We start from the raw sequence: 24,025 nt of genomic DNA, 5'->3' as shown, positions 1-24,025 counted from the left end.
ACCGCCACGGGCCGTTCGCCTTAAGGGGACAACCGTCCCCATGGCGAAAGCCGAGAGCCTGGCGAGGTTCGCCGGGCCCAAAGTTGCAGGGGGTTGGTCTTGCGTCAGATACGGGCAGCGCAATTCACGCGCGCCAGCGCATTCCTGGAAGTTCGCTGGGAATTTCCGGTGAAGGAGAACTCGCGGAACATCGGCTCTCACTGCATCGTTGGTCTAGCGTGAGCACGACACAGCCCCTCGTCCTTGCGGCCGAACTCGCCGCCGCCTGGAGTGACATCCAGGCCCACCACCAGGACCTCCCGGACCTCGCCTCGCCCGAGGCGCTGATCGGAGAGTCCTCCTCGGCCTGCGGCAGCCGGCTCGGCTTCGAGCGCCTGCTGCACGAGGCCGCCCACGGTCTGGCCGCCGCCCGCGACATCCGCGACACCTCCCGGGCCGGCCGCTACCACAACCGCCGCTTCCTGCTGCTCGCCTCCGAGCTCGGGCTGGCGCACCCGGTCGAGCCGCACGCCAGCAGCGGCTTCTCCCAGGTGACCATGCTGACGGAGACTCAGGAGCGTTACTCCGGCACGATCGAGCGGCTCGACCGCGCGCTCGGCGCCCACCAGCTCGCCGTCACCGGCGAGGGTGGACACCGCGCGTTCCGCGGCCCGGCCGCCCGGCACGGCTCCTCCGGGGGCGGCGTCCGGGTCAAGGCGATCTGCGGCTGCGGTCGCAACGTCCGAGTGGTGCCCTCGGTGCTGGCCCAGGCCTCGATCGTGTGCGGCGCCTGCCAGCAGCCGTTCCGGATCGCCTGATCAGCGCTTGGGGCGTTCGCACTGCCGGCTCTGCCGGTTCTGTTGGTCGGGTCGGTCGGGCCGGTTTCGCCGGTCGGGCCGGTTGGATCGGTGAGACCGGTCGGTTCGGTCGGACCGGTTCGGTGGGTTCCGTCGGTTCGGCAGGTCCTGCCGTCCGCTGCCAGTGGGCTGTCGCACGTTCTGTACCACCTGTAGTGCTGAGACTCGGCTCAACCGAGGGCGGGGGCCCTCGGTCGGGCCGACCGGCGCGGTGTGGCAGAATGGACAGCTGAGTACTCGGCAGCCGAGCAGGACCCCTCTCTCCTACGGCTGGCGTGTCCCTTGAACGGCCGCACCCGCAACCCCACGCGGTGGCAGTGGCCGTTCACCCACGTCAACACCAGGAGAATCCACTCCCGTGGCAGTCAAGATCAAGCTCAAGCGTCTCGGCAAGATTCGCTCCCCGCACTACCGCATCGTCGTCGCGGACTCGCGCACCAAGCGTGACGGTCGCGCCATCGAGGAGATCGGCATCTACCAGCCGACCTACAACCCCTCGAAGATCGAGGTCGACACCGACCGCGCCCAGTACTGGCTGTCCGTCGGCGCCCAGCCGACCGAGCCGGTCCTCGCCATCCTGAAGCTCACCGGCGACTGGCAGAAGTTCAAGGGCCTCCCGGCCCCGGCCCCGCTGCTGGTGGCCGAGCCCAAGGTCGAGGACTTCTCGCACCTCTTCGCGAAGGCCGTTGCCGGCTTCGAGGACAGCACCACCGGTGTTGCCATCACCCCCAAGGCCAAGAAGGCGGACAAGGCCGAGGCTGAGGCCGACGCCGCTTCCACCGAGGCCTGAGCATGATCGAGGACGCCCTCGACCATCTGGTGAAGGGCATCGTCGAGCACCCCGACGAGGTGCAGGTGCGTTCGCGCAACCTGCGTCGGGGCAACACCATCGAGGTGCGCGTGCACCCCGATGACCTCGGCAAGGTGATCGGCCGGGGCGGCCGCACGGCTCGCGCACTGCGCACCGTGGTCGGCGCCCTCGGCGGTCGCAACGTCCGGGTCGACCTGGTCGACGTGGACAGCATTCGCTGACGCTCGACCGTCAGGTTTCTGGGACCGGCCGGGACGCATGTCGTCCCGGCCGGTCCTTGGCATTTCCGAGCCGGTCGGTCGCTACCGGGTGCCCGGGGATTTCCCCGGCCGTCGTCCCTCCGCTCCTGCTCGGCTCCACTTCCCGCTCGGCTCCACTGCCATCCATCTTTTGGCCCACCGGTTCAGATTCAGGAGAACGATCACCGTGCAGCTCGTCGTCGGCAAGATCGGCCGTGCCCACGGCATCAGGGGGGACGTCAGCGTCGAGGTCCGTACCGACGAGCCCGAACTGCGGCTCGGGCCCGGTGCGGTCCTGCTCACCGACCCGGCTTCGGCCGGTCCGCTGACCATCGAGTCCGGCAAGGTGCACAGCGGCCGACTGCTGCTGCGCTTCGCGGGGGTGAACGACCGCAACGCCGCCGAGGCGCTGCGCGGCACCATGCTGATCGCGGAGATCGACCCGGAGGACCGGCCGGAGGACCCCGAGGAGTTCTACGACCACCAGCTGATCGGGCTGGACGTGGTGCTGCTCGACGGCACTCTGGTCGGCGAGCTCAGCGAGGTGGTCCACCTGCCGTACCAGGACCTGCTGACCGTCACCCGGCCGGACGGGACCGAGGTGCTGGTGCCGTTCGTGACCCGGATCGTGCCGACCATCGACCTGGAGAACCAGCGGGCCGTCATCGACCCGCCGCCCGGGCTGATCGACCCGGCGGAGGCTGTGGTGGTCCGGTCTGACGACGCGTCGGGGGAGTCGGAAGAGTCGGACTCGGAGGAGTCGGAGTCGGAGTCGGAGTCGGGCGAGGGTGGTGCGCGCGGGTGAGTGAGATGCGGATCGACGTCGTCACGATCTTTCCCGAGTACCTGGAGCCGCTGAACGTCTCGCTGGTCGGCAAGGCGCGGGCCCGGGGGCAGCTCGACGTGCACCTGCACGACCTGCGCTCGTGGACCACGGACATCCACCGGACGGTCGACGACACCCCGTACGGCGGGGGGCCCGGCATGGTGATGAAGCCGGAACCCTGGGGGGCGGCGCTGGACGCGGTGCTCGCCGAGGGGCAGGCGGGCGAGGTTCCGACGCTGGTGGTGCCGACGCCGAGCGGGCGGCCGTTCACCCAGGAGCTGGCCCAGGAGCTGGCCGGACGGTCGTGGCTGACGTTCGCACCGGCGCGGTACGAGGGAATCGACCGTCGGGTGATCGAGGAGGCCGCCACCCGGATGCCGGTGGTCGAGGCCTCGATCGGCGACTACGTGCTGGCCGGCGGTGAGGTCGCGGTGCTGGTGATGGTCGAGGCGATCGCCCGGTTGCTGCCGGGGGTGCTCGGCAACGCCGAGTCGCACCGGGACGACTCCTTCGCGCCCGGCGCGATGGCCGACCTGCTGGAAGGCCCCGTCTACACCAAGCCTGCGGAGTGGCGCGGCCGGGAGGTGCCGGAGGTGCTGCTCAGCGGACACCACGGCAAGGTCGCCCGCTGGCGGCGGGAGCAGGCGTTCGCCCGGACCCTGGCCAACCGGCCGGACCTGGTCGAGCGCTGGCAGCAGGGGTCCTTCGACAAGAAGGAACGGGAGGCGCTCAGCATCCTGGGGCTCGCCTGGGACGAGAGCCTCGGCCGATTTCGGTCTGTGGCGGAAGCTGTGGAAGAATAGGCGACTGTTGTCTGCCGTCGGACCTCCCTCGTGGAGGTCGGTGGAGCGTTGCCCCCGCCACGGGGGGATCATCGTGAACCGAAGCGGCCCGCAGCACACCCCATTGTGACGAACTTCCGTGGGCGGCCCGTGGCGCCTGCGATGGAGAGCAACATGAGCAACAAGCTCGCTGCTGTCGACGCGGCTTCGCTGCGCGACGACATTCCGGCCTTCCGCGCTGGTGACACCCTGAAGGTTCACGTCCGGGTCATCGAGGGCAACCGCTCCCGTGTCCAGGTCTTCCAGGGCGTTGTCATCCGTCGCCACGGCGCCGGCATCGGTGAGACCTTCACCGTTCGCAAGGTCTCGTTCAACGTCGGCGTGGAGCGCACCTTCCCGGTGCACACCCCGGTCGTCGAGAAGATCGAGGTCGTCACCCGCGGTGCGGTTCGCCGCGCCAAGCTGTACTACCTGCGTGACCTCCGCGGCAAGGCCGCGAAGATCAAGGAGAAGCGCGACCGCTGATCCGCTGACCCCCGGCCTGGCCGGGGGTTCAGTACGCTCGGGTCGGGTCGAGCCCCTTCGGGATAGGCTCTGCCCCGATGAGCACGCAAGAACCAGTCGCGGACCGCGATGGCAGTGCAGCACCTCCGGGTGCGGCCTCGCCGTCGCGGTCCGCGGTCGTTTCCGGTGCGGGAGGCGGCGCCGGCGGCGAGGCCGCACCCGGAGCCGGAGCTGTCGGCGGAGTGCCTGCCGAGCCCAGCGCATCCGACCCGTCCGCTGGGTCCACCGAGGGGGACGACTCCGAGGACCCGAGAGGGTGGTCCGTACGTGACCTCCTGCGGATCGTCGTGGTGTGCGTGCTGGCCCTGATGCTGGTGAACGCCTTCGTCGCCCGGCCGTTCGCGGTGCCGTCCGCGTCGATGGAGAACACGCTGCGCGTGGGAGACCGGCTGGTGGTGAACCAGCTCGCCTACTCCTTCGGCGGTCACGTCCGCCGCGGCGAGGTGGTCGTCTTCGACGGAACGGGCTCCTTCCTGCCTTACGCGGAGGAGACACCGGCTGTGCAACGCTTCCTGTCGGCCGTGGGGCTCAGCTCTGGCAACGGCTCGGTGTACGTGAAGCGAGTGGTCGGCGTCGGGGGAGACCGAGTGACGTGCTGTGGAGCGGACGGACGGCTCAAGGTCAACGGAGTGCCGCTGGACGAGTCGTCCTACCTCTATCCGGGTGATGCTCCGTCAACGGTGGCGTTCGACGTCGTGGTGCCGGCCGGAAAGCTGTGGGTGATGGGGGATCACCGGAGCGACTCCCGGGATTCGCGGGATCACCTTGGGGAGCCGGGTGGCGGCTTCGTCCCGGAGAAGAAGGTGATCGGGCGGGCCGACTGGGTCGTCTTCCCAATCGGCCACTGGACTTCGTTCGATCGGCCGGCGAGCTTCGCTGCGGTGGAGGGGACTGGTGGTCATGGGGGACAGAGGTAGAGGCAGAACCGTCGCCACCGTCAGCGCTCCCGGCCTGCTCGACGGCCCGACCACGTCCGGGGAGCCGTCGCCCGCGGCCACGGCGCCGAGTACGTCCGGCTCCGGGCCCCGAGGGCGGGCGGACCGACGGAAGAGTGCGCGGCGAGCTGCTCGGCGCCGACGCCGGTCGCTGCTGCGCGAGATCCCGCTGATAGCCGTGGCCGCGCTCCTGATCGCCTTGGTGCTCAAGACCTTTGCCGTCCAGGTCTTCGTGATCCCCTCGCCGTCGATGGAGCAGACCATCCTGATCGGCGACCGGGTCCTGGTGGACAAGCTGACACCGTGGTTCGGCAGTCGTCCGAGCCGGGGCGAGATCGTCGTCTTCAAGGACCCGGGTGGTTGGCTGGAGCCGATCCACAAGGACAAGCAGGAGAACGTCGTGCTTCGCGGCGGCAAGCAGGCGCTCTCCTACGTCGGCCTGCTGCCGTCGGACGACGAGCAGGACCTGATCAAGCGCGTGATCGGCGTACCCGGCGACACCATCGAATGCTGCGACGCCAACGGTCGACTGATAGTCAACGGCACTCCGCTGGACGAGCCTTACCTCGCCCCGGGGAACATGCCGTCGAAGCAGCCGTTCAAAGTGACCGTCCCGGCAGGGCGGTTGTGGGTGATGGGGGATCACCGGGATCTCTCCGCCGACTCCCGCTACCACCTGAACGAGGCGGGCCAGGGCACCATCCCCATGGAGAACGTGGTCGGCCGCGCCTTCGTCATCGCCTGGCCGCTGCAGCGGATCGGGCAACTCGACGTCCCTGCCTCGCTGTCGGCGCTTCCCGTGCGGACCGAGGCGCTGGGGCGTAGCGTTCCGGGGGTGGCTGGATACCCGGGCGAGCCTGATCGGGCTAAATCTCCTGGAACTCAACCGGATCTTGCGGAACCTCCGCTCGTTATGGGTGTGTTGGGCGTCATCCCGCTCCTCGTGCGGCCCAGGCGCGCACGGGTGCGGCGCGCGCCGCCTGTTGGCTGAATCGCCCGTTCCACCGTGTGGGAGCACGGGCGTCCCGGCCTGGAGTGGTAGAGAAGTGCTGGAGTGCTCGGTGTACGGTCCGATCGCCTCCGGAGGCTGTGCTGGTGTCCCGGTGTCAGATGTCCGTGTGGCGGGCAGAGCTGATGCGGGCTGACCGACGGTCACAGAGCGTGGTGCCCGCTGTGCGGCACTGTGAGCGCGGACGCGCGTGCGTCCGCACAGCAGGGAGGAGATGTTGTGGGGGATCTGGTGATCGGTGCCCGCTCTGGAGGCCCTGAGCCCGAGGGCGAAGGCGCCGAGCAGCTGGACGGCTCCGACCGGTCCGCGGAGTCCGCTTCGGCGGCCTCGGCTTCGGCCGACGAATCGGCAGGGAGCTCCAAGAAGAAGCAGCCCAAGCAGCGCTCGTTCTGGAAGGAACTCCCGATCCTGATCGGGATCGCGCTGATTCTGGCCCTGGTGATCAAGACCTTCTTTGTCCAGGCGTTCTCCATCCCCTCGGGATCGATGCAGAACACCCTGCAGATCGGCGACCGGGTGCTGGTCGACAAGCTGACGCCGTGGTTCGGCGCGGAGCCGGAGCGCGGCGAGGTCGTGGTCTTCCACGACCCGGGCGGCTGGCTGAGCGACGAGCCGGCCCAGCAGAGCGACAACGCATTCGTCCGCGGTGTGCAGGACGTGCTCAGCTTTGTCGGACTGATGCCGTCGGCGAACGAGAAGGACCTGATCAAGCGGGTCATCGCGGTCGGCGGGGACACCGTCGAGTGCGAGGGCACCGGCCCGGTCAAGGTGAACGGGATCGCACTGGACGAGCCCTACATCTTCCCCGGGAACACCCCCTGTGGCGACAAGCCGTTCGGGCCGGTGCAGGTGCCGAACAACCGCATCTGGGTCATGGGTGACCACCGGGCCGACTCGCTCGACTCGCGCTTCCACCAGGACCAGCCCGGTGGCGGCACCGTGCCCGTGGACAACGTGGTGGGTCGGGCCTTCGTGGTGGCCTGGCCGATCAGCAACTGGGCGACGCTGCCGGTGCCGGACACCTTCGATCAGAAGGGTCTCGCGGCCGCTGCACTGCCCTACGCGCCGCCGGCGGCCGGTGCGGCGATCGCACTGCCTGTGGTCTGGTGGCTGCGGCGCTACCGCCGCTGACCGCTGAGGCGGTTTGCCCTGGGACGGGTCAGGGTCTTGCGCGGGCCGTGGTACTGGCGAGTAATCTGCTCGCACGTGCCACGGCCCGCGGGCTTTCCCGGATCCGCCGCGGCCCACCCGTGCAGGTGGCGGGTCGACCTGAAGGTGACGGCGATGAGCGACGTGATGACCCCGGCTGCTGCCCCGCTCCGCCCGGCCAAGGCCCGGCGCAGCGCCTGGGCGCTGATTCAGGGCCTGGTGATCGGGCTCGGCTTCGTCCTCTTGGTGGGTGCCTTCGGAGTGCTCGCCGTCCAGTACCGCCCGTACCGGATTCCGACCGCGTCGATGACCCCGACCCTGGCTGTCGGCGACACCGTGCTGGCCCGCTCGGTCAAGGGCGACGCGGTGGGACGGGGCGACATCGTGGTCTTCAAGGACCAGCTCTGGGGCAATGCCCCCATGGTCAAGCGAGTGGTTGCGGTCGGCGGTGACACCGTGGTCTGCTGCGATGCGCAGCACAGGCTGACAGTGAACGACAAGCCACTCGAGGAGCCGTACGCGGCAAAGCAGTTCGAAGACAGGCAGTTCACCGCCACCGTCCCGACGGGTCGGCTGTTCCTGCTCGGGGACGACCGGGGCGCCTCGCTCGACTCCCGGAGCCATCTCGACCAGGCGGGCGGCACGGTGGCGACCACCGAGGTGCTGGGCCGGGTGGAGGGGACGGTCTGGCCCGCCGCTCGGGCGGGGTTGAGCGAGCGTACGGTGGCCTTTGACGGGCTGGCCGGTCCGACGGCTGCCAGGCCGGGGTTGCTTGGGCCCGCCGGGCTGACGATGGCGGCCGGTGCGGCACTGGTCCTGCTGGCCTCGGCGGTGGGCGGGCTGTTCTCGCTGGCCCGGCGACTGCGGCGGAGCTGACCTGCGGCGGCAGCAGCAACAGGCGCGGCAGGTACGGCAGCACGGTCCGTGGCGTTCTGCGGAGGAGTCGGCGATGGCGGTGGAGCGGCGCCGGGCGGCGCGGGTGCTGTTGTTGGACGAGCGCGACCGGCTCCTGCTCTTCCGGGGAACGGACCCGGCGGTACCCGGGGTCTTCTGGTGGTTCACCCCCGGCGGGGGTGTGGAGCCGGGGGAGGAGCTGCGCGCTGCCGCGCTGCGGGAGCTGGCCGAGGAGACCGGGCTGGCCGGGGTGGAGCTCGGGCCGGTGGTGGCGTACGACACGGTGTCCTTCTCCTATCTGGAGCAGCGGTACGAGCAGGAGCAGTGGTTCCATCTGGCCCGTACCCGTGTGACCGAACTGCGTGTGCCGGAGGTGGCGGCCGAGGAGCATGCCCAACTGCTGACCGCGCGGTGGTGGACGGTGGCGGAACTTCAGGAGACCGGGGAGACGGTCTATCCGGTCGAGCTGGCCGAACTGGTGGAGCGGCTGTTGGCGGACGGACCGCCAGTCCGGCCGGTACGGCTCTGCGGAAGGGCCGGGTGGTCCACAATGGGGTGGACGTATCGAGTTGAGGGGACACCTGGATGAGTGCCGAAGACCTCGAGAAGTACGAGACCGAGATGGAGCTCAAGCTCTATCGGGAGTACCGGGATGTCGTCGGCCTGTTCAAATACGTGATCGAGACCGAGCGGCGTTTCTACCTCACGAACGACTACGAGCTCCAGGTGCACTCGGTGCAGGGAGAGGTCTTCTTCGAGGTCTCGATGGCGGACGCATGGGTCTGGGACATGTACCGGCCGGCCCGGTTCGTCCGCAAGGTGAGGGTGTTGACCTTCAAGGACGTCAATATCGAAGAGCTGGCCAAGAGCGATCTCGAGCTGCCCTCGGACGACGCCTCCTTCGGCAGCTGAGAGCGCGGAGACAGCAGAGTCGGCCCCTGCGAGGAGACCGTCTACCAGCTCTGGACCCGATGTCCAGAGGTTGCTGAAAAAACCTCCCATAAGGGTGATTTGGTTATCCACAATCCCTGAGTTATCCACAGAAAACAGGAACTCTGGCCCGTTCTCGGGCTGATGCGACAGCCTCCTGGCACGGAGGTGATTGCCGTGCAGAGTTCCAACAACGGCCTCGGCCGCTACGGCGAAGAAGTCGCGGTCCGCTGGCTCACCGAGGGCGGGCTGCGGATCCTGGAGCGCAACTGGCGTTGCGCCGAGGGCGAGCTGGACATCATTGCGCTGGACGGGGACACGATCGCCGTCTGCGAGGTCAAGACGCGCTCAGAGCGGGGGTTTCAGCACCCCAACGAAGGCATCGACCAGACCAAGGCCGAACGGCTGCGCCATCTGGCAGAGCGGTGGCTCGGTGAACGATGGCCCGAGCACTTTGCCCGCCTGGCCGATTCGGTGCAGCCCCCCGGAGACCGCTCTGCGCAGCCTGAGCCGTCCGTACCGGAAGCCGGCCCCGAAGCCCCCGAAGCGGAGCCCGGCAAGGCCGAGCCGGGCAAGGGCGGCCGAGCTGCCAAGCCGACTGTCAGGCGCACGCTGCCGGTCCCGGCGCTCCCGCCGGTTCCGTTGCCGCCCGGCGGTGTGCGGATCGACCTGGTCGCCGTGGTCAACCGTCTGAAGGGTGCCGCCCTGGTGGAGCACCTGCGCGGGGCGGTCTGAGATGGCCTTCGCCCGCACCTGCTCCGTTGCCCTGGTGGGAGTGGACGGCGTCGTGGTGGAGGTCCAGGCGGATCTCGAGCCCGGCCTCGCCACCTTCGCCCTCGTCGGTCTTCCCGACAAAGCGCTCTCCGAAGCCAGGGACCGAGTCCGCGCCGCCGTCGTGAACAGTGGCGAGGCCTGGCCGCAGCGGAAACTGACGGTCGGTCTGAGCCCGGCCTCGGTACCGAAGGGCGGCAGCGGCTTCGACCTGGCCGTCGCCTGCGCTGTGCTGGCAGCCGCCGAGCGGCTCGAGCCGGCCGCCATCGCCGACCTGCTGATCATCGGCGAGCTGGGGCTGGACGGCCGGGTCCGCCCCGTCAGAGGTGTCCTGCCCTCCGTCCTCGCGGCGGCCGACGCCGGGTACCGCCAGGTCATCGTCGCCGAGCAGACCGCACCTGAGGCCTCGCTCGTCCCGGACGTCACGGTGCGCGGAGTCCGTAGCCTGCGGCAGCTCATCGCCATCCTCACCGGTGCCCCGGAACCCGACGAGCCCGTCGGCCATGGCATCGGACGCCGGGATCCCGCGCTGGCCGGATTGATGCTCCCTGGCGGCGGCGTCCGGGGCCTCTCCGCCGAGCGGGCCGCCGAACTCGACCTCGCTGACGTGGCGGGTCAGCACGAGGCGCGCCGGGCCCTGGAGATCGCGGCCGCCGGCGGCCACCACCTCTACCTGAAGGGCCCTCCCGGCGCAGGCAAGACCATGCTGGCCGAGCGGCTGCCGGCGCTGCTCCCGCCGCTGACCCAGTCCGAGGCGCTCGAAGTGACGGCCGTGCACTCGGTCGCGGGGCTGCTTCCGGTCGACCGGCCCCTGATCGACAGCCCGCCGTACTACGCGCCGCACCACTCGACCACGATGCCCGCGATCGTGGGTGGCGGCAGCGGGCTGCCCAGGCCGGGCGCCGTCTCACTGGCGCACCGGGGCATCCTCTTCCTGGACGAGGCCCCCGAGTTCCCGGTGCGCGTGCTGGACGCTCTGCGTCAGCCGCTGGAGTCCGGCGAGGTGACCATCGCGCGCTCGGCCGGCTCGGTGCGGTTGCCCGCCCGGTTCCAACTCTGCCTCGCGGCCAACCCTTGCCCGTGCGGCCGCCACTCCCGTCGAGGTGAAGGCTGCGAGTGCACACCGACGATGGTGAATCGCTATCAGGGCCGACTCTCCGGGCCGCTGTTGGACCGCGTCGATCTCCAGGTCCAGGTGGCACCGGTGACCAGGGCGGAGCTGATGGGGCGGGAGGGCGGAGCCGAAGGTACCCGGGAAGTGGCCGCGCGGGTGCTGGCCGCCCGAGCACGGGCGGCCGCTCGGCTTGCCGAGACCCCATGGCGCACCAACGCGGAGGTCCCAGGCCACACACTCCGCACCCGCTGGCAGCTGGCCCCGGGCGCACTGGCAGACGCCGAACGGGAACTGGAGCGCGGCCTGCTGACCGCCCGCGGCCTGGACCGGGTGCTTCGGGTGGCGTGGACGGTGGCTGACCTGGCCGGGCGCGAACAGCCGAGCCGGATCGATGTCCGCACCGCCTTGGTCCTGCGCACCGGAGTGCAGCGGGGCCTCCCTGTCAATGACTTGGCCGTCCGGTCCGACGGGGAGCCGGACGAGGACCTGGGTGGTGAGTTCTGACGGCCGGGGCCGGGCAGGCCGAATTCACGGGAGGCAGTTCCGCCCGCCCGTCTGATCCGTCGTCACTGTGGAGGCGCAGGTGAACCGCACCAACCCCACCCCGACAGCTGCCGCCAACTCCCCTGCCCAGCCGAGGATGCGCCCGTCCACGCCCCCACCGGCGGAGTCGGATGCCGATCCGGCCACCCACCCGGCGGAAGGCGCGGAGCGCCGCGCCCGGGCGGCACTCACCCGGCTGATCGAGCCGGGTGACGCGGTGATCGGCCGCTGGCTCAGTCAGGTCGGCGCAGTCACGCTGATCGAGGCCATCCACCGCCGTACCGTGCCTGGCTACCTCGATCTGGACGCGGACCGCCTCGGCGCCTACCGGGCCAGGCTTCCACTGCTCGACACCGACGCCGACCTGGAACGGGTGGAAGCCGCCGGTGGCCGGTTCATCATTCCGGGCGATATCGAGTGGCCGTCCCAGCTGGACGACCTGGGAGACGGCCGACCGATCGGCCTCTGGGTCCGTGGTGCCGGATCGTTGCGGATGCTCGCGCTGCGCTCAGTGGCGGTGGTCGGTGCCCGGGCCTGCACCGCGTACGGCGCGCACGTCGCCGGCGAGCTCTCGGCCCAGTTGGCCGAGCGCGGCTGGGTCGTGGTCTCGGGTGCCGCGTCGCTTCTCTATCCAGTTCTGTGTTGTTGCAGAGCCGTGTTGGTGGGCGTCACCTAGCCCATGTCACTCGTTTGGGTGAACGAGTTGGAGGGTGAGTCGGTGCTGACCTGGTGGTCTGCAAGATCAGGGTGTGAGCTGGAAGGTCTTCTTCCACGGCGACCAGGTGGATCCGGGCCGTGGGCACAGCGATCCGGTCGTGTTGCGACATCTGGACGTCCTGGAGCGGGCTTCGGTACGCCGTCGGCGGCCGGGTCAGCCGTTCCTGCTGGACCCGCTGGGGGCCGCGGATCTGCGGGTGAACCGCTGGTTCGAAAGTGATGAGATCCGTGGCCTGGAGCCTGCGACCTGGCGCAAGTACGCCTTCGGCTTGGTGGTTTGGCTGACCTTCCTGTCGTCCTACGGGCGCCCGTGGGACGACACGGACGAGGACGCCCAGGAGGCGTTCAAGGTCTGGCGGGTGCAGGACGAACGCAATCCCCGCACCGTCGCGCCGGGCACCTACGGGGACAACCTGACCGCGATGCAGCTGTTCTACGGGTGGGCGTCGGCTGAGTACGGGATCCGCAACCCGATCCGGACCCGGCGGGGCCGCGGGCGACGCTGGGACGGCAGCGTGCCGGAGCGCCCGGTTACGGCGCCGAAGGCGACGCGCGACCGGGACGTGAAGTGGTTCGATCCGGCTGGTTACGAGCGCTACAGGGATGTGGGGCTTCTTGGGCTGACCCTGGACGGGGAGGAAGACCGCAGTTGGCGGGGCCGCACCGGGCAGCGCAACGGAGCGTTCGCCGACGGCCTCTATGGCACGGGTCTGCGGCTGGAGGAGTGGGGTTCAGTCCTGCTGGTCGAGCTGCCGCCGGACGACCCGAGCCGGGGCTTCTACACCTGCCACCTGGCCGAACAGACGGCGAAGGGCAAACGCTCGCGCCGCTACTGGATGCCGCGCCGGACCCTGCTGGGGACGTTGAACTACTGCGATGGCGAGCGGGCGAGCGCGGTCCGCCGTGGTCAGGCCGAGGGCCGGTACGAGCGGATGCAGGGGGCCCGGGTGCTGGTGCGGGTGCTGGCCGGTCGGCGGGCGAGGTTGCGGTCGGCGGACGGTTCGGTCAGCGAGGTATCGCTGGACGCGCTGAGGCCGGCGGCCCGTCGTCGGCTGCTGAGGGAGACGCCGGAGGGCCTGGAGCCGGTCGCGCTGTGGTTGAACGAGGACGGCTTGCCGCGGGACCCGCACGGTTGGGAGCACACCTTCACCGAGGCCAACAAGCGGCTGGCCGCGCTGGGGCTGGTTGGTTTTGCCGGCGCCGCCCACATGCTCCGTCACAGCTTCGCTCTGCGCTGGTACTCGGTGGGCCGGCTTCTCTACGACAAGCGGCTCGCCCACCTGGACGAGCAGGAACAGCGGGACTTCAGGCACGAGTTCGGCAGCACCTGGGACCTGGTGCAGCTGCTGCTGGGGCATCTGGACCAGCGCACGACCAAGGAGACATACCTGGAGCCGTTCCAGGCACTGGAGTTGGAGCTGTTGCTGATGCACGCGGAGCACAGCGGGATCCCGGATCTGATGGCGGCGGTGTTCGGGCCGGACCGCCGGGTGCTGGGCGATCCGCTGACGGTGCCTCGGTGAGCCGCGGCCGTGGGGCGGCGATGCCGTCGGCCGGCTACGTGCCGCCGCAGCGGCTGTTCCTGGAGGAGGGCCGTTGCGTGGTGCGGTTCCGCTCCGAGCAGGACGGCCGGTGGAAGGACTTCGACTTCGGCGGTTTCGCGCTGGCCAGGCCGATGCGGGAGGCGCTGGCACGGGCTTTCGATGTCCACACGGGGCCGTCGGGGCAGATCAAGGCACTCGGAGCTGCGGAGAACTGCTTCCGGCAGCTTCGCTACTTCATCGAGGTTCTGGTCGCTGACGCTTCGCCTCCGACCTCGCCAGCCGAGCTGCGGCCCCGGCACCTGGAGGAGTTCGCGCTGCAGAGGAAGTCCCTGGCCACGGGCGGGATGGTGATCGGGCTGCTGCGGGCGTTGCTGGTCCACATGGACGGGTTGGATCCGCGGTTCGCCGCGAAGTGCGCCGAGTGGGTGCCGATGCGCCGGGACCAGTTGCAGTCCAGGGGCAGCTACAACGCCGCCGAGGAGAAGGCGGTCTTGGACGCGGCGCGGAAGGTGGTCCGGGCGGCGGCCAAGCGGATCCGGGACAACCGGCTGGTGCTGAAGAGATGGCGGGAGGGCGCGATCTCGCCGGTCGGTGAGCCGGATGTCTACGAGTTCGGCTGGATCCTGGACATGGTCGACCTGACGGGGGAGCTTGCGAGGAACAGTTCGGGCAAGGCTCTTCTGCCGGTGGTTGCCCGGCACGGCTCGGTAGTGGACTTGACGACGGCTCTGCACCTGTCGCGCGCCGAGGCCTGCGCGTTCGTGGTGCTGCTGGTCCGGCTGACGGGGGAGAACGGCGGGACGATCATCCGGGCGCCAGCCGCGCACCATCGGCCGGACGGCGGGGCGGGGCCGGTGGCCACCGCCCAGGTGGATCTGAGCAAGCCCCGGCGCGGACGGCGCCGCTACATGACCGCGGCCTGGAGTGATCTGCCGACCTGGGCGTCGGCGCCGGGAGAGAAGGTGGAGGTGTCGGCGCGCGACGAGCTGCTGACACCGTTCGGCCTCTACATGCTGGCCTGGGAGTTGAGCGCGGCGGCCCGGCGGATCATGGGCAGTGACCGGCTGCTGGTCTACTGGGTTCCCAAGTCCGGCCTGAGCCAGACGGCACGGCTGCCCGGCGATGAGCCGCAGGTCCGGTCCGGGCGCGGATTCCGAGACCTGCTGCCGCAGTCGGCGGTGGGCGGGTGGGGCCAAGGCCTGAACCTGGTGGCGGACGAGGCGGGGGAGGACGGGAAGCCGCAGCGGCTGATCGTCAGCGTCGGCCGGATGCGGGTGACGCACAGTGCTCGTGAGCAGAAGCCGGTCGCCCAGACACAGCGGACGCTGGCCGACACCTACCTTCGGCGGGACCGCTCGTCCTTGCGTGAGTACCAGGAGCTGGTCGCCGACGTGCTGGAGAAGGAGGTCGTCAAGGCGAAGAGCGCGGGCAGCATCGCGCGGATGAGCGAGGCGGACCTGGCCGAGGCCTTGCGGCACCCGGAAGCGGTCGCGCGGCGGCTGGGGGTGACGACCGAGATGCTCAGGTTGCTGGTCGCCCGGGACGCGGACACCGTGCTGGCCGGCTGCACCGACAACCTCAACAGTTCGCACAGCCCTGCGGGCCAGCCCTGCCGGGCGTCGTTCCTGAAGTGCCTGGACTGCGGAAGCGCTCGCGCGATGCCGCACCACCTCCCGATCCAGGTCGTCGCCCGGGACACGATCGGCGAGCGCCGCACCCACATGACCGCCCTGCGTTGGGCCGAGAGGTTCGCGTTCCCGTTCAACCAGCTGCAGGACCTGCTGGACCAGGCCGGTCCGGCAGCTGTCGCCCGGGCCGCCGGACAGGCCACGGACGCGGACCGCGAACTGGTACGGCGTCTTCTCGACCAGGAGTTGGACCACCGATGACAAACGATCAATTCGCCCGGCTGGAGGTCCGGCCGGGCCTGCTGCCCGCCGCGGACACAGCGGTGCTGCTGAACCGCAAGCTGAGGCCGGGCACCTCCCGGGCCGAGATGTCGCGGTTCGCCGAGGACCGGTGGAACCTGACGCCGGCCATCTTCGAGGACCACCTCAACCGGGTCAGCCTGAACTTCCTTCTCGTCCCTGAGCGGTTTCGCCTCATGGCGAAGACCTACATGTGGCTGGAGCTGAACTGCGAGGAGGGCCTGCCGATCCTGCGACGGGCCAGCATCAACGGCCGGCTGGCCGTCTACACGATGACCGCCCAACTGCGGAACCTACGTGGACTGCTGGACTGGCTGGACACGCACGGGATCGACTCGCTGGAGACCGTCACCCCGCAGGACCTGGACGCCTACCTGGACTCGGTACGCGAGGCCGAGATCAGCCACGGCTACCGGTGCGATCTGCTGCAGGCGGTCCGCCGCCTCTGGGCGCTTCGCGAGCTGCTGCCACCCGAGGGACGGCTCCCGGCGATGCCGCCGTTCGGAGGCAAGGACTCACGGATCCTGCTGGGAAAGTCGGAGCGGCACCCGGAGAACCGCACCCCGCGGATCCAAGAGACCACCATGTCGATGACGTTGTGCTGGGCTCTGCGATTCGTCGAGGACTTCGCCGAGGACATCATCGCGGCCCTGGCCGAGTTCCGGCCGCTGTTCGGGTTCCACCCGGGCCGCTACAGCCCGGGCCTGCCCCACCGCAGGGTCCGCGTCCCGGGCCAGGCCGGCGCGACCCCGGAGATCGGTGCCCTGCTGGCGGACTTCCGCCGCACCGGGCGCGAGCTCCCCGGCCGCCTGGACGAGTCGGGGCAGCGGGAGCCGGACTGGCCGTTCCTGGCGAAGCTCCTGGACATCGTGCCGGACGCGCTGCGGACGAATCAGACCTACCGGCGGGCGTTCCTGGAGTCCGGCCTCCCGCTCGCCGACGGTGCTTACCTCGCCACCCGGCCGAAGGGCCTGCTTGGCGGCGAGCCCTGGCTGAAGGGGTTTCGCTACGACGAGTTCGAGGCCACGCTGAAGGCTCTCAGCACCGCGTGCTTCTTACTGGTCGCCTACTTGACCGGCGCTCGTCCCGGGGAGGTTCTCAACCTCCGGAGGGGATGCTCAAGCCGTGATCCCGTGACGGGGTTGTGGCGGGTCGACGGGAAGAAGTGGAAGGGCGCGACGGACGAGAACGGCGCCAAGATCCCTGAGGGCCAGCACCGCGAGGAACCCTGGATCGCCACAGAGGCCGTCGCCCTCGCGATCTCGGTCCAGGAGCGGCTGCACGACCAGGACGTGCTCTTCCCGACCTGGCTGGTGGTCAACGGCCCCAACGCGCGGGAGGGCGGCGCACGCACCAACACCCCCATCAACGGTGACCTGAACCGCTTCGTCGAGTGGGTGAGCACCTACTGCCAGCGGGCCGGTCGTGACGACACGATCCCGCTCGACCCGGTGAGTCTGACGGGCAGTCGCCTGCGGCGGACGCTGGCCTGGTTCATCTGCCGGCGCCCGCGCGGGCTGGTCGCGGCCGCGATTCAGTACGGACACCTTCGCGTTCAAATTACTCAGGGTTATGCCGGGACCTACGCGTCCGGCTTCCCTGACGACCTGGCCTTCGAGCGGTGGCTGACCAGGCTGGACGAGCTGGAGTCGGCCGACCGGCGGCTCAAGGATGGGGAGCATGTCAGCGGGCCCGCGGCCGATGCCTTCCGTTCCCGGGTGGGCGGCGGCGTCCAGAAGTTCGCAGGCCGGGTGGTCCGAACCGGCCGGGAAGCACGCCACATCCTGGCGAACCCGTCTCTGCAGATCTATCCCGGCAAGGCTATGACCTGCGTCTTCGCGGCGCCGACCGCGCTTTGTGAGCTGGAGCCGGCTCTGGACGACACCCGCTTCACCCCTGACACCGACGACTGCCGGCCTGGCTGCCGCAACATCGCCCGCACTGAGGAGAACATCACCGCGATCCGCGCGGAGGCCGATCAACTGCGAGCGGCGGTCGCGGACGAGGCCAGCCCGCCGATCCGCCTGGAACGCGAACGCCGTCGACTGGCCTACCTGGAGAAGATCATTTCCGAGCACGATCAGGGCCGGGCAGCGCGGGAGGCTCGGCCGTGAGCTCTGGAACAGAAGAGGAGCCCCCGGCTGACCTGCTGCTGAAGCTGCGGGCGGCGGCCGACCGGCTGATCGCCGGCACCCCGCTTCACTCCTCCGGCAAGCTCACCATCCTCGACCTCGCCAGAGAAGCCCAGGTCAAGCGGTGGCTGCTGACACACAAATACCCGATCACGGTCATGGCCAAGTTCCAGGCGGAGTTTAAGGCCGCTGAGCACAAGTCCGAGCCGATCCAGGCCGCGGACCGCAAGATTGCCAAGCTCCAAGAGGATCTGGCGGAAGTCCGCAAGGAGAACGGCAGGCTGGCCGATGTCGTCCATACCTACGCGATCATGATTGAGCAGTTGGCCACCGACCTCGCCGCGGTCACGGGACAGCGCGATGCGGCTATCGCCGCGCGAGATGCCACCCTCGCCAACGTCACGCCGCTCTCGCGGGCGCCCTCGCTGCGGTTCACCGACGACCAGTGACCAACCACCGGTTGGCCGAAGGTCGTTCAGCTGACTCCAGCTGTCGGACATACTGATCGCGGCAATCAGCTCATGTGCTGACTGGTAATCAGTTGCCTTGGGGTGGCATCCGACCCCACAGAACAAGGTGGGCGAGATGGACATCCAAGGTGCGGTCGACAACTACGCCAGCGCCATGCAGCATTGCGACAACCTGATAGCCGTCCATCGGGCTGGACGCGATGGAAGCCGCGGTCGGTTGGTCGTTGAGCCGTCGGTCAACCGGGGGACGATCGTCCTGGCGGTCGCGTCCTGGCAGGCGTTCATTCAGGATGCCGCTGCAGCGCTACGTGACGAAGCCCTGGTGGAGCTGAGGGCTGTCCCAGGGACCCACCGTCTCTTGGCCGGAGCGATGAACCAGTGGGAGCACGACTTCGAGGTGGCCCTGCAGAAGTTCGCCACCCCCGACTCGCACAAGTCACGCGAACTGCTCAAGCGAGTTGGGTTCGATCCTCGTCCCAGCTGGACCTGGTCCCAGAACGGTGGGCGGGGCAAGACCTCTGTCGTCGTCGAGCCGAAGCATGTCGACGAGGTGATCAGGCAGTGGCTTCAGGTCCGCCACGCTGTCGCTCATGGACATGCAACGATTCACTCCTATCCGGTCCTGGGAGCTGTTCGCGACCCACAGTCGTCGCCGAGCGCGAAGGCCGCCCCAACCCTTCGACTCTCGGATGCCATCGACTGTGTCCGATTCTTCCGTTCGATCGTTCGCCTTACCGCTGATTCTGCGGCAACCCACCTGCACCAGCCAGTGCCCAAGTGGGCGAAGACGCCAAGGCCCGCTCTCGGGCTGAACATCTCGCATCTCTGACTCTGGGCAACGTCAACACGTTGACCCCCGCCGGGCTGCTGGCACAACACAGCCGGACCAGCTAGAGAACATACGGGATCGATGCCGCAGCGCATCGGGGCGCGCTCGCGGTCGGCGGTGTGACCCTCGGAGTGTTGGCCTGCGGGGTGGACGTGGCCTACCCGCCGGGCAACTCGGAGCTGATCGCCCGTATCGCCGCGCAGGGCCTGCTGCTCAGTGAGCTCCCGCCCGGTGAGCACCCGAACCGATTCCGCTTCGTGCTGCGCAACCGGGTGATCGCCGCCTTGACCCGGGGCACGGTGGTGGTGGAGGCCGCCATGCGCAGCGGCGCTCTGAGCACCGCACGGCGGGCCCGTGACCTCAACCGGCACACCATGGGGGTGGCCGGCCCGGTGACCTCCGAACTCTCGGCCGGGGTGCACGCGCTGATCCGCAGCGGTGGCGCGACCTTGGTGACCGATGCGGCCGAGATCGGCGAGCTGGTCGGTGCCATCGGGGACGACCTGGCGCCACGCCGGTCCGGTCCGGTTCTCCCCAGGGACCTGCTGCCCCCTCCGGTAGCCCGGGTACTGGAGGCCGTGCCCGCCTCCGCCGAGGGCGCTCCGGTGGAGCGCCTGGCACAGCACGCCGGACTCTCGGTGGACGAAGTCCTGCAGCGGCTCTACGAGTTGGGATCACTCGGCTTCGTCGAACGGTGCGGTGCGCACTGGCGGCTGGTGCGTGGAGCCCGCACCCGGAAGGAGTGACGCCGAGGGGCGGACGCGGAGCACGCCACGCCGAGTGCACCACCGGTTCGGGGGACGACCGAGTGGCGGTAGCACTGTGCAGTGACTTGGTCACGCTACGCTCGCAGTGCCTTCCCTATCAGCACATGACTCGGCAGAACGGCGCAGACCAACGTATGCCCACACACATTCCCGGACACAGGGTGACCGGTGCCCTCAGGTCCTCGGGAGGGCCAGGGCCGGGGGCCGAGGCTCGTCCCGCCGCCGAGGCGCAGAACAGAGCGCCAGGGGTGATGGGGGTGACCAGGCAGGCCGGCCGGGTGGGGGCCCGGACTACGGCTGAGGACGCCTCCGCCCCGGCGACGTCACGTCCCCCAGCAGCTCGTCGAGGCGCCGCGGCGGCGAAACCGGCGGCCTCCGCCGCCTCGGCAACTGCTGTTGACGACCGGTCAGCCCTGGAGCTGCTCTGGCGCTCCTACAAGGAGACCGGGGACGCCAGATTGCGGGAGCAGCTGATCCTGCACTACTCACCACTGGTCAAATATGTGGCAGGCCGGGTCGGAGTCGGGCTCCCGGCCAACGTGGAGCAGGCCGACTTCGTCTCCTCCGGCGTATTCGGGCTGATTGACGCGATCGAGAAGTTCGACGTCGACCGGGCGATCAAGTTCGAGACCTACGCGATCAGTCGGATCCGCGGCGCGATCATCGACGAGCTCCGGGCGCTCGACTGGATCCCGCGTTCGGTCCGGCAGAAGGCCAAGGCGGTCGAGCGCACGTACGCCACGCTGGAGGCCAGGCTGCGCCGGACGCCGCACGAGCCCGAGGTGGCGGCGGAGATGGGCATCGCGATCGAGGAGCTGCACGCGATCTTCAGCCAGCTCTCGCTGGCGAACGTGGTGGCCCTGGACGAGTTGCTGCACCCGGCCGGTGAGAGCGGTGACCGGCTCAGCCTGATGGACACGCTGGAGGACACCGGCGCCGACAACCCGGTGGAGGTCGCGGAGGACCGGGAGCTGCGCCGCCTGCTCGCCACGGCGGTCAACACCCTGCCGGAGCGCGAGAAGACGGTGGTGACCCTCTACTACTACGAGGGCCTGACCCTCGCCGAGATCGGTCAGGTGCTGGGCGTCACCGAGAGCCGGGTCAGTCAGATCCACACCAAGTCGGTGATCCAGCTCCGCGCCAAGCTCTCCGAGGTCTGCTGATCCACTCGGTCGGCTGGTCGGCCTGCCGGCCAAGCCAAGCCAAGCCGAGCCAGGTCAGATGCAGCCGCACCCGGCGCACGAGGCGGGGAGTGCGCTGGGGTGGTGCATCGCACGCCCGGCGATTCCGATGGCGCCGTCCCGGAATTGCGTAGGGCTCCGTACAGTAGGGGCGTGCCGAAAATCCGGGCGGCCACCGTGGCCGAGCATCGTCAGCTGCAGCGCGCAGCGCTCCTCGACGCTGCCCGGACGCTGCTCACCGAGGGCGGCATGGAGGCGTTGACCTTCCCCGCCCTGGCCGCGCGGGCCGGGCTCGCCCGCTCCTCCGTGTACGAGTACTTCCGTTCCCGCGGCGCCGTGGTCGAGGAGCTCTGCGCGGTCGATTTCCCGCTCTGGGCGGCGGAGATCGAAGCCGGGATGGCTGCCTGCGACACTCCGCACACCCGGGTCGAGGCCTACGTCCGGGGCCAGCTCGCCCTGGCTGCCGACCCTCGGCACCGCGCCGTCGTCGCGATCTCCGCGCTCGAACTCGATGAAGCCGCACGGGACCGGATCAGGGCCGCGCACCACTCGCTGGTCGACCTCGTGGTGCAGGCACTGCAGGAGATCGGGCACGACCAGCCCCGGGTGGCGGCTGCGCTGCTCCAAGGAGTGGTCGAGGCCGCCGTTCGCCAGGTTGAGCGGGCCGGTGAGGAGGGGGCGCAGTCGGTCTCCGATTCCGCGGTCTCGATGGTGCTGCACGGGCTCTGCCCGGCCCACCGCACCGAAGCAGCCGAGCCGGCTGAGTCAGTCGAGCCGACCGAGCTGGCTGAGCCGACCGAGAGCGCCGCACCCTCCGCCTGAGCCTGAACCCGCGCGCGGGTCCGTGCTCCGGCGGCAGCCCCGTCCAGTGGCAGCAGCCTCGCCTGCCCGGTGCCCAAGAGAGCCAACGGGTCCAGGTAGCGCTTTCCTCGCAGCAGCCCCCAGTGCAGGCAGCCCGTTGCACAGTGCCCGACGCCGGTCGCCAGGACTCCGATCGGTTCGCCGCCCGCGACCGCCGTCCCGACCGGCAGGCTGCCGGTGACGGGGAGATAGGTGGTGCGCAACGGCGGGTTCCCCGAGGCGGGGTGAGTCACCGTCACCACAGGTCGACCGGCGACCATCCCGGCGAACGACACCACCCCGGGGGCGGCGGCCCGGATCGTGTCCCTCGGTGAGGCGGCGAGGTCCACGCCCCGGTGGCCGGCTGCCCAGCGCACCGGCGGCGGGTCGAAGCGCTGGAGCAGCCCACTCGGTCCACCCACCGGCCAGGCACGTCCGGGCCCGGGGCCGATGCCGGGCCCGATGCCGGGCCCGACGCCGGGGACTGCGGTGCCGGCCGCCGGCGGCTGCGGCAGCCCAGCGAACAGCAGCGCGGTGAGCAGCGCCAGCAGCAGCACCAGTACCCGCCGGTCCGGTGGCTGCGGAGTCGGCCCGGTGCCCCGGACGGCGGTGACGGGGAGCGGAGACAGGGGACGGAGAGCGAGGGAACTCATGCCGAGCAGGCTGGTGCCCACCCCACTCCGGAACCACCACCCACTCCGCCCCTGTGGACAACCCCGCCCTGGGGACAGCGCCGATCCCCCACAGGGGTGAATCCGTCCTCCCGCGTCACCGGCCACCCCGGTCCCGCCCCCGCCTCACCCCACCCCCACCCCGTCCCACCCCGCCGTTCCCGCCCGCCCCACCCCGCCCCCGACGGCGCCGAACACCCGCCCTACCCCCACCCGTCCGACCCCGCAAGCACGGAGTCGCTCCCGGCTCGGCGCTTCCCGTACACTTCACACGCGACCCGGTCTGCCCGGGTCGACTTCGCACGCCCCGCCACCGGCGGCAGAGGTCACCCCGCAAGGGGTGCCGAGGCCCGTCCGGTGCGAGTGCCGCTCGGTCCGCCGAGCCTGGCGCGGTCAAGTCACCGCACAGGCGCAGGTGGCTCGGCACGTCGGGGCGTCAGGCGTGAAGGTCGCCCGACCGACACGGAACAACCGAGAACACCCGGCACCCCGGGTCCGTCCGGACGAAAGACCGACGGACCAGGCGAGCTGGGCAGAACACCGAGGAGCACGGCCATGGCCGTCGTCACGATGCGGGAGCTGCTTGAGAGCGGCGTCCACTTCGGTCACCAGACCCGTCGTTGGAACCCGAAGATGAAGCGCTTCATCTTCACGGAGCGCAACGGCATCTACATCATCGACCTCCTGCAGTCGCTGAACTACATCGACCGCGCCTTCGAGTTCGTCAAGGAGACGGTTGCCCACGGCGGCAGCGTCCTCTTCGTCGGCACGAAGAAGCAGGCCCAGGAGGCCATCGCCGAGCAGGCCACCCGCGTGGGCATGCCCTACGTGAACCAGCGCTGGCTCGGCGGCATGCTGACCAACTTCTCGACCGTCTACAAGCGTCTGCAGCGCCTCAAGGAGCTCGGCGAGATCGACTTCACGGATGTGGCCGGTTCCGGCCTCACCAAGAAGGAGCTCCTGGTTCTCGAGCGCGAGCACACCAAGCTCGAGAAGACCCTCGGTGGTATCCGCGACATGCAGCGCGTTCCCAGCGCTGTCTGGATCGTCGACACCAAGAAGGAGCACATCGCGGTTGGTGAGGCCCGCAAGCTTCACATCCCGGTCGTCGCGATCCTGGACACCAACTGCGACCCCGACGAGGTCGACTACAAGATCCCCGGCAACGACGACGCGATCCGCTCCGTCACCCTGCTGACCCGGGTCATCGCCGACGCCGTCGCCGAGGGCCTGAAGTCCCGCGCCGGTGTCGCCAAGGGCGACGTCAAGGCCGACCCGGGTGCCGACCAGCCGCTGGCCGACTGGGAGAAGGACATCCTCGAGGGCGAGAAGAAGGCCGACGAGACCGTCGAGGCCCCCGCCGCCGAGGCTGAGGCCCCCGCCGCCGTCGAGGCCGAGGTCGCCGAGGTCACCGAGGCTGCTGCCGAGACCGTGGAGGCCCCGGCCGCCGAGGCCGACCAGGCCTGACGTACCAAGGGTGAGGGGCACTCGCCGGTACGACACCGGTAAGTGCCCCTCTCTCCCGTGCCAGGGGCTGAACCCA

At 69.9% G+C, this 24,025-nt stretch carries 23 protein-coding genes and 2 pseudogenes; 24 read left to right on the top strand and 1 reads right to left on the bottom strand.

The features are described 5' to 3' along the window. Positions 1–218 precede the first annotated feature (218 nt). The 23 genes and pseudogenes from ABT118_RS30440 (at position 219) to ABT118_RS30330 (ending at position 21,793) form a co-directional block, all read left to right on the top strand. Positions 219–797, top strand: a complete 579-nt coding sequence (locus ABT118_RS30440; RefSeq protein ID WP_350676112.1) for a hypothetical protein — start codon at positions 219–221, stop codon at positions 795–797. Positions 798–1,194: 397 nt separating this feature from the next. Next, entirely contained in the window at positions 1,195–1,626 is a 432-nt protein-coding gene (gene rpsP / locus ABT118_RS30435) for a 30S ribosomal protein S16 (protein WP_184913873.1), read from the top strand. Between the two features lie 2 nt (positions 1,627–1,628). Further along, positions 1,629–1,868: an RNA-binding protein gene (locus ABT118_RS30430; protein ID WP_030306741.1), complete on the top strand. Its 240-nt coding sequence runs from the start codon at positions 1,629–1,631 to the stop codon at positions 1,866–1,868. A gap of 205 nt (positions 1,869–2,073) precedes the next feature. Then, complete coding sequence (gene rimM / locus ABT118_RS30425) at positions 2,074–2,691, top strand: ribosome maturation factor RimM (RefSeq protein ID WP_350676103.1); 618 nt, start codon at positions 2,074–2,076, stop codon at positions 2,689–2,691. A gap of 5 nt (positions 2,692–2,696) precedes the next feature. Beyond that, on the top strand, positions 2,697–3,515 hold the full coding sequence (trmD, locus tag ABT118_RS30420) for a tRNA (guanosine(37)-N1)-methyltransferase TrmD (protein WP_350676096.1): 819 nt from the start codon (positions 2,697–2,699) through the stop codon (positions 3,513–3,515). Positions 3,516–3,668: 153 nt separating this feature from the next. Further along, entirely contained in the window at positions 3,669–4,019 is a 351-nt protein-coding gene (rplS, locus tag ABT118_RS30415) for a 50S ribosomal protein L19 (RefSeq protein WP_184913868.1), read from the top strand. Between the two features lie 221 nt (positions 4,020–4,240). Beyond that, positions 4,241–4,975 carry a signal peptidase I gene (gene lepB, locus ABT118_RS30410; protein WP_502884726.1) on the top strand — a complete coding sequence of 245 codons (735 nt, stop codon included), beginning with the start codon at positions 4,241–4,243 and terminating at the stop codon, positions 4,973–4,975. Between the two features lie 196 nt (positions 4,976–5,171). Then, positions 5,172–5,984 (top strand): signal peptidase I, encoded by an 813-nt coding sequence (gene lepB, locus ABT118_RS30405; RefSeq protein WP_502884725.1) that lies wholly within the window; start codon positions 5,172–5,174, stop codon positions 5,982–5,984. A gap of 237 nt (positions 5,985–6,221) precedes the next feature. Continuing rightward, positions 6,222–7,133 (top strand): signal peptidase I, encoded by a 912-nt coding sequence (lepB, locus tag ABT118_RS30400; RefSeq protein ID WP_350676080.1) that lies wholly within the window; start codon positions 6,222–6,224, stop codon positions 7,131–7,133. A gap of 153 nt (positions 7,134–7,286) precedes the next feature. Then, on the top strand, positions 7,287–8,027 hold the full coding sequence (gene lepB / locus ABT118_RS30395) for a signal peptidase I (RefSeq protein WP_350676075.1): 741 nt from the start codon (positions 7,287–7,289) through the stop codon (positions 8,025–8,027). Between the two features lie 73 nt (positions 8,028–8,100). Beyond that, positions 8,101–8,634: an NUDIX hydrolase gene (locus ABT118_RS30390; protein WP_350676070.1), complete on the top strand. Its 534-nt coding sequence runs from the start codon at positions 8,101–8,103 to the stop codon at positions 8,632–8,634. Continuing rightward, positions 8,631–8,957, top strand: coding sequence for a DUF2469 domain-containing protein (locus ABT118_RS30385; protein WP_145793704.1), 327 nt, complete (start codon positions 8,631–8,633; stop codon positions 8,955–8,957). The genes ABT118_RS30390 and ABT118_RS30385 overlap by 4 nt, the downstream gene beginning before the upstream one ends. 195 nt (positions 8,958–9,152) lie before the next feature. After that, positions 9,153–9,710: a YraN family protein gene (locus ABT118_RS30380; RefSeq protein WP_350676063.1), complete on the top strand. Its 558-nt coding sequence runs from the start codon at positions 9,153–9,155 to the stop codon at positions 9,708–9,710. Position 9,711: 1 nt separating this feature from the next. Continuing rightward, positions 9,712–11,364 carry a YifB family Mg chelatase-like AAA ATPase gene (locus ABT118_RS30375; RefSeq protein WP_350676055.1) on the top strand — a complete coding sequence of 551 codons (1,653 nt, stop codon included), beginning with the start codon at positions 9,712–9,714 and terminating at the stop codon, positions 11,362–11,364. A 79-nt stretch (positions 11,365–11,443) separates the two neighbouring features. Then, complete coding sequence (locus tag ABT118_RS30370) at positions 11,444–12,079, top strand: DNA-processing protein DprA (RefSeq protein ID WP_502884724.1); 636 nt, start codon at positions 11,444–11,446, stop codon at positions 12,077–12,079. Between the two features lie 73 nt (positions 12,080–12,152). Next, positions 12,153–13,643: a site-specific integrase gene (locus tag ABT118_RS30365; protein ID WP_350676050.1), complete on the top strand. Its 1,491-nt coding sequence runs from the start codon at positions 12,153–12,155 to the stop codon at positions 13,641–13,643. Continuing rightward, complete coding sequence (locus tag ABT118_RS30360) at positions 13,640–15,553, top strand: hypothetical protein (protein WP_350676044.1); 1,914 nt, start codon at positions 13,640–13,642, stop codon at positions 15,551–15,553. Before ABT118_RS30365 ends, ABT118_RS30360 begins: the two co-directional genes overlap by 4 nt. Before the next feature lie 62 nt (positions 15,554–15,615). Continuing rightward, a complete protein-coding gene (locus ABT118_RS30355) occupies positions 15,616–17,706 on the top strand; it encodes a hypothetical protein (protein WP_350676039.1) in 2,091 nt (696 codons plus the stop codon). Beyond that, complete coding sequence (locus tag ABT118_RS30350; RefSeq protein ID WP_350676032.1) at positions 17,703–18,173, top strand: hypothetical protein; 471 nt, start codon at positions 17,703–17,705, stop codon at positions 18,171–18,173. The genes ABT118_RS30355 and ABT118_RS30350 overlap by 4 nt, the downstream gene beginning before the upstream one ends. A gap of 136 nt (positions 18,174–18,309) precedes the next feature. Continuing rightward, complete coding sequence (locus ABT118_RS30345) at positions 18,310–19,023, top strand: hypothetical protein (RefSeq protein ID WP_350676025.1); 714 nt, start codon at positions 18,310–18,312, stop codon at positions 19,021–19,023. 71 nt (positions 19,024–19,094) lie between these two features. After that, positions 19,095–19,769 (top strand): annotated as a pseudogene (locus ABT118_RS30340) (DNA-processing protein DprA); the annotation flags it as partial. Positions 19,770–20,041: 272 nt separating this feature from the next. Next, the gene (gene whiG / locus ABT118_RS30335) at positions 20,042–20,953 is read left to right on the top strand and encodes an RNA polymerase sigma factor WhiG (protein WP_502884729.1); all 912 of its coding nucleotides are present in this window, start codon (positions 20,042–20,044) and stop codon (positions 20,951–20,953) included. A 171-nt stretch (positions 20,954–21,124) separates the two neighbouring features. Further along, positions 21,125–21,793, top strand: a complete 669-nt coding sequence (locus ABT118_RS30330) for a TetR/AcrR family transcriptional regulator (RefSeq protein WP_350676019.1) — start codon at positions 21,125–21,127, stop codon at positions 21,791–21,793. A gap of 98 nt (positions 21,794–21,891) precedes the next feature. On the opposite strand, the pseudogene ABT118_RS30325 reads toward ABT118_RS30330, so the two are convergent. Then, positions 21,892–22,464 (bottom strand): annotated as a pseudogene (locus ABT118_RS30325) (peptidoglycan DD-metalloendopeptidase family protein); the annotation flags it as partial. A 573-nt stretch (positions 22,465–23,037) separates the two neighbouring features. Here ABT118_RS30325 and rpsB point away from each other — a divergent pair. Beyond that, positions 23,038–23,949 (top strand): 30S ribosomal protein S2, encoded by a 912-nt coding sequence (gene rpsB / locus ABT118_RS30320; protein ID WP_350676012.1) that lies wholly within the window; start codon positions 23,038–23,040, stop codon positions 23,947–23,949. The last annotated feature ends 76 nt before the right edge of the window (positions 23,950–24,025 follow it).

The sequence above is a fragment of the Kitasatospora sp. NPDC002040 genome, assembly GCF_040296785.1.
GTDB lineage: Bacteria > Actinomycetota > Actinomycetes > Streptomycetales > Streptomycetaceae > Kitasatospora.
Note: the sequence above shows the minus strand (reverse complement) of the source record. Positions and strands in the feature narration are given on the sequence as shown.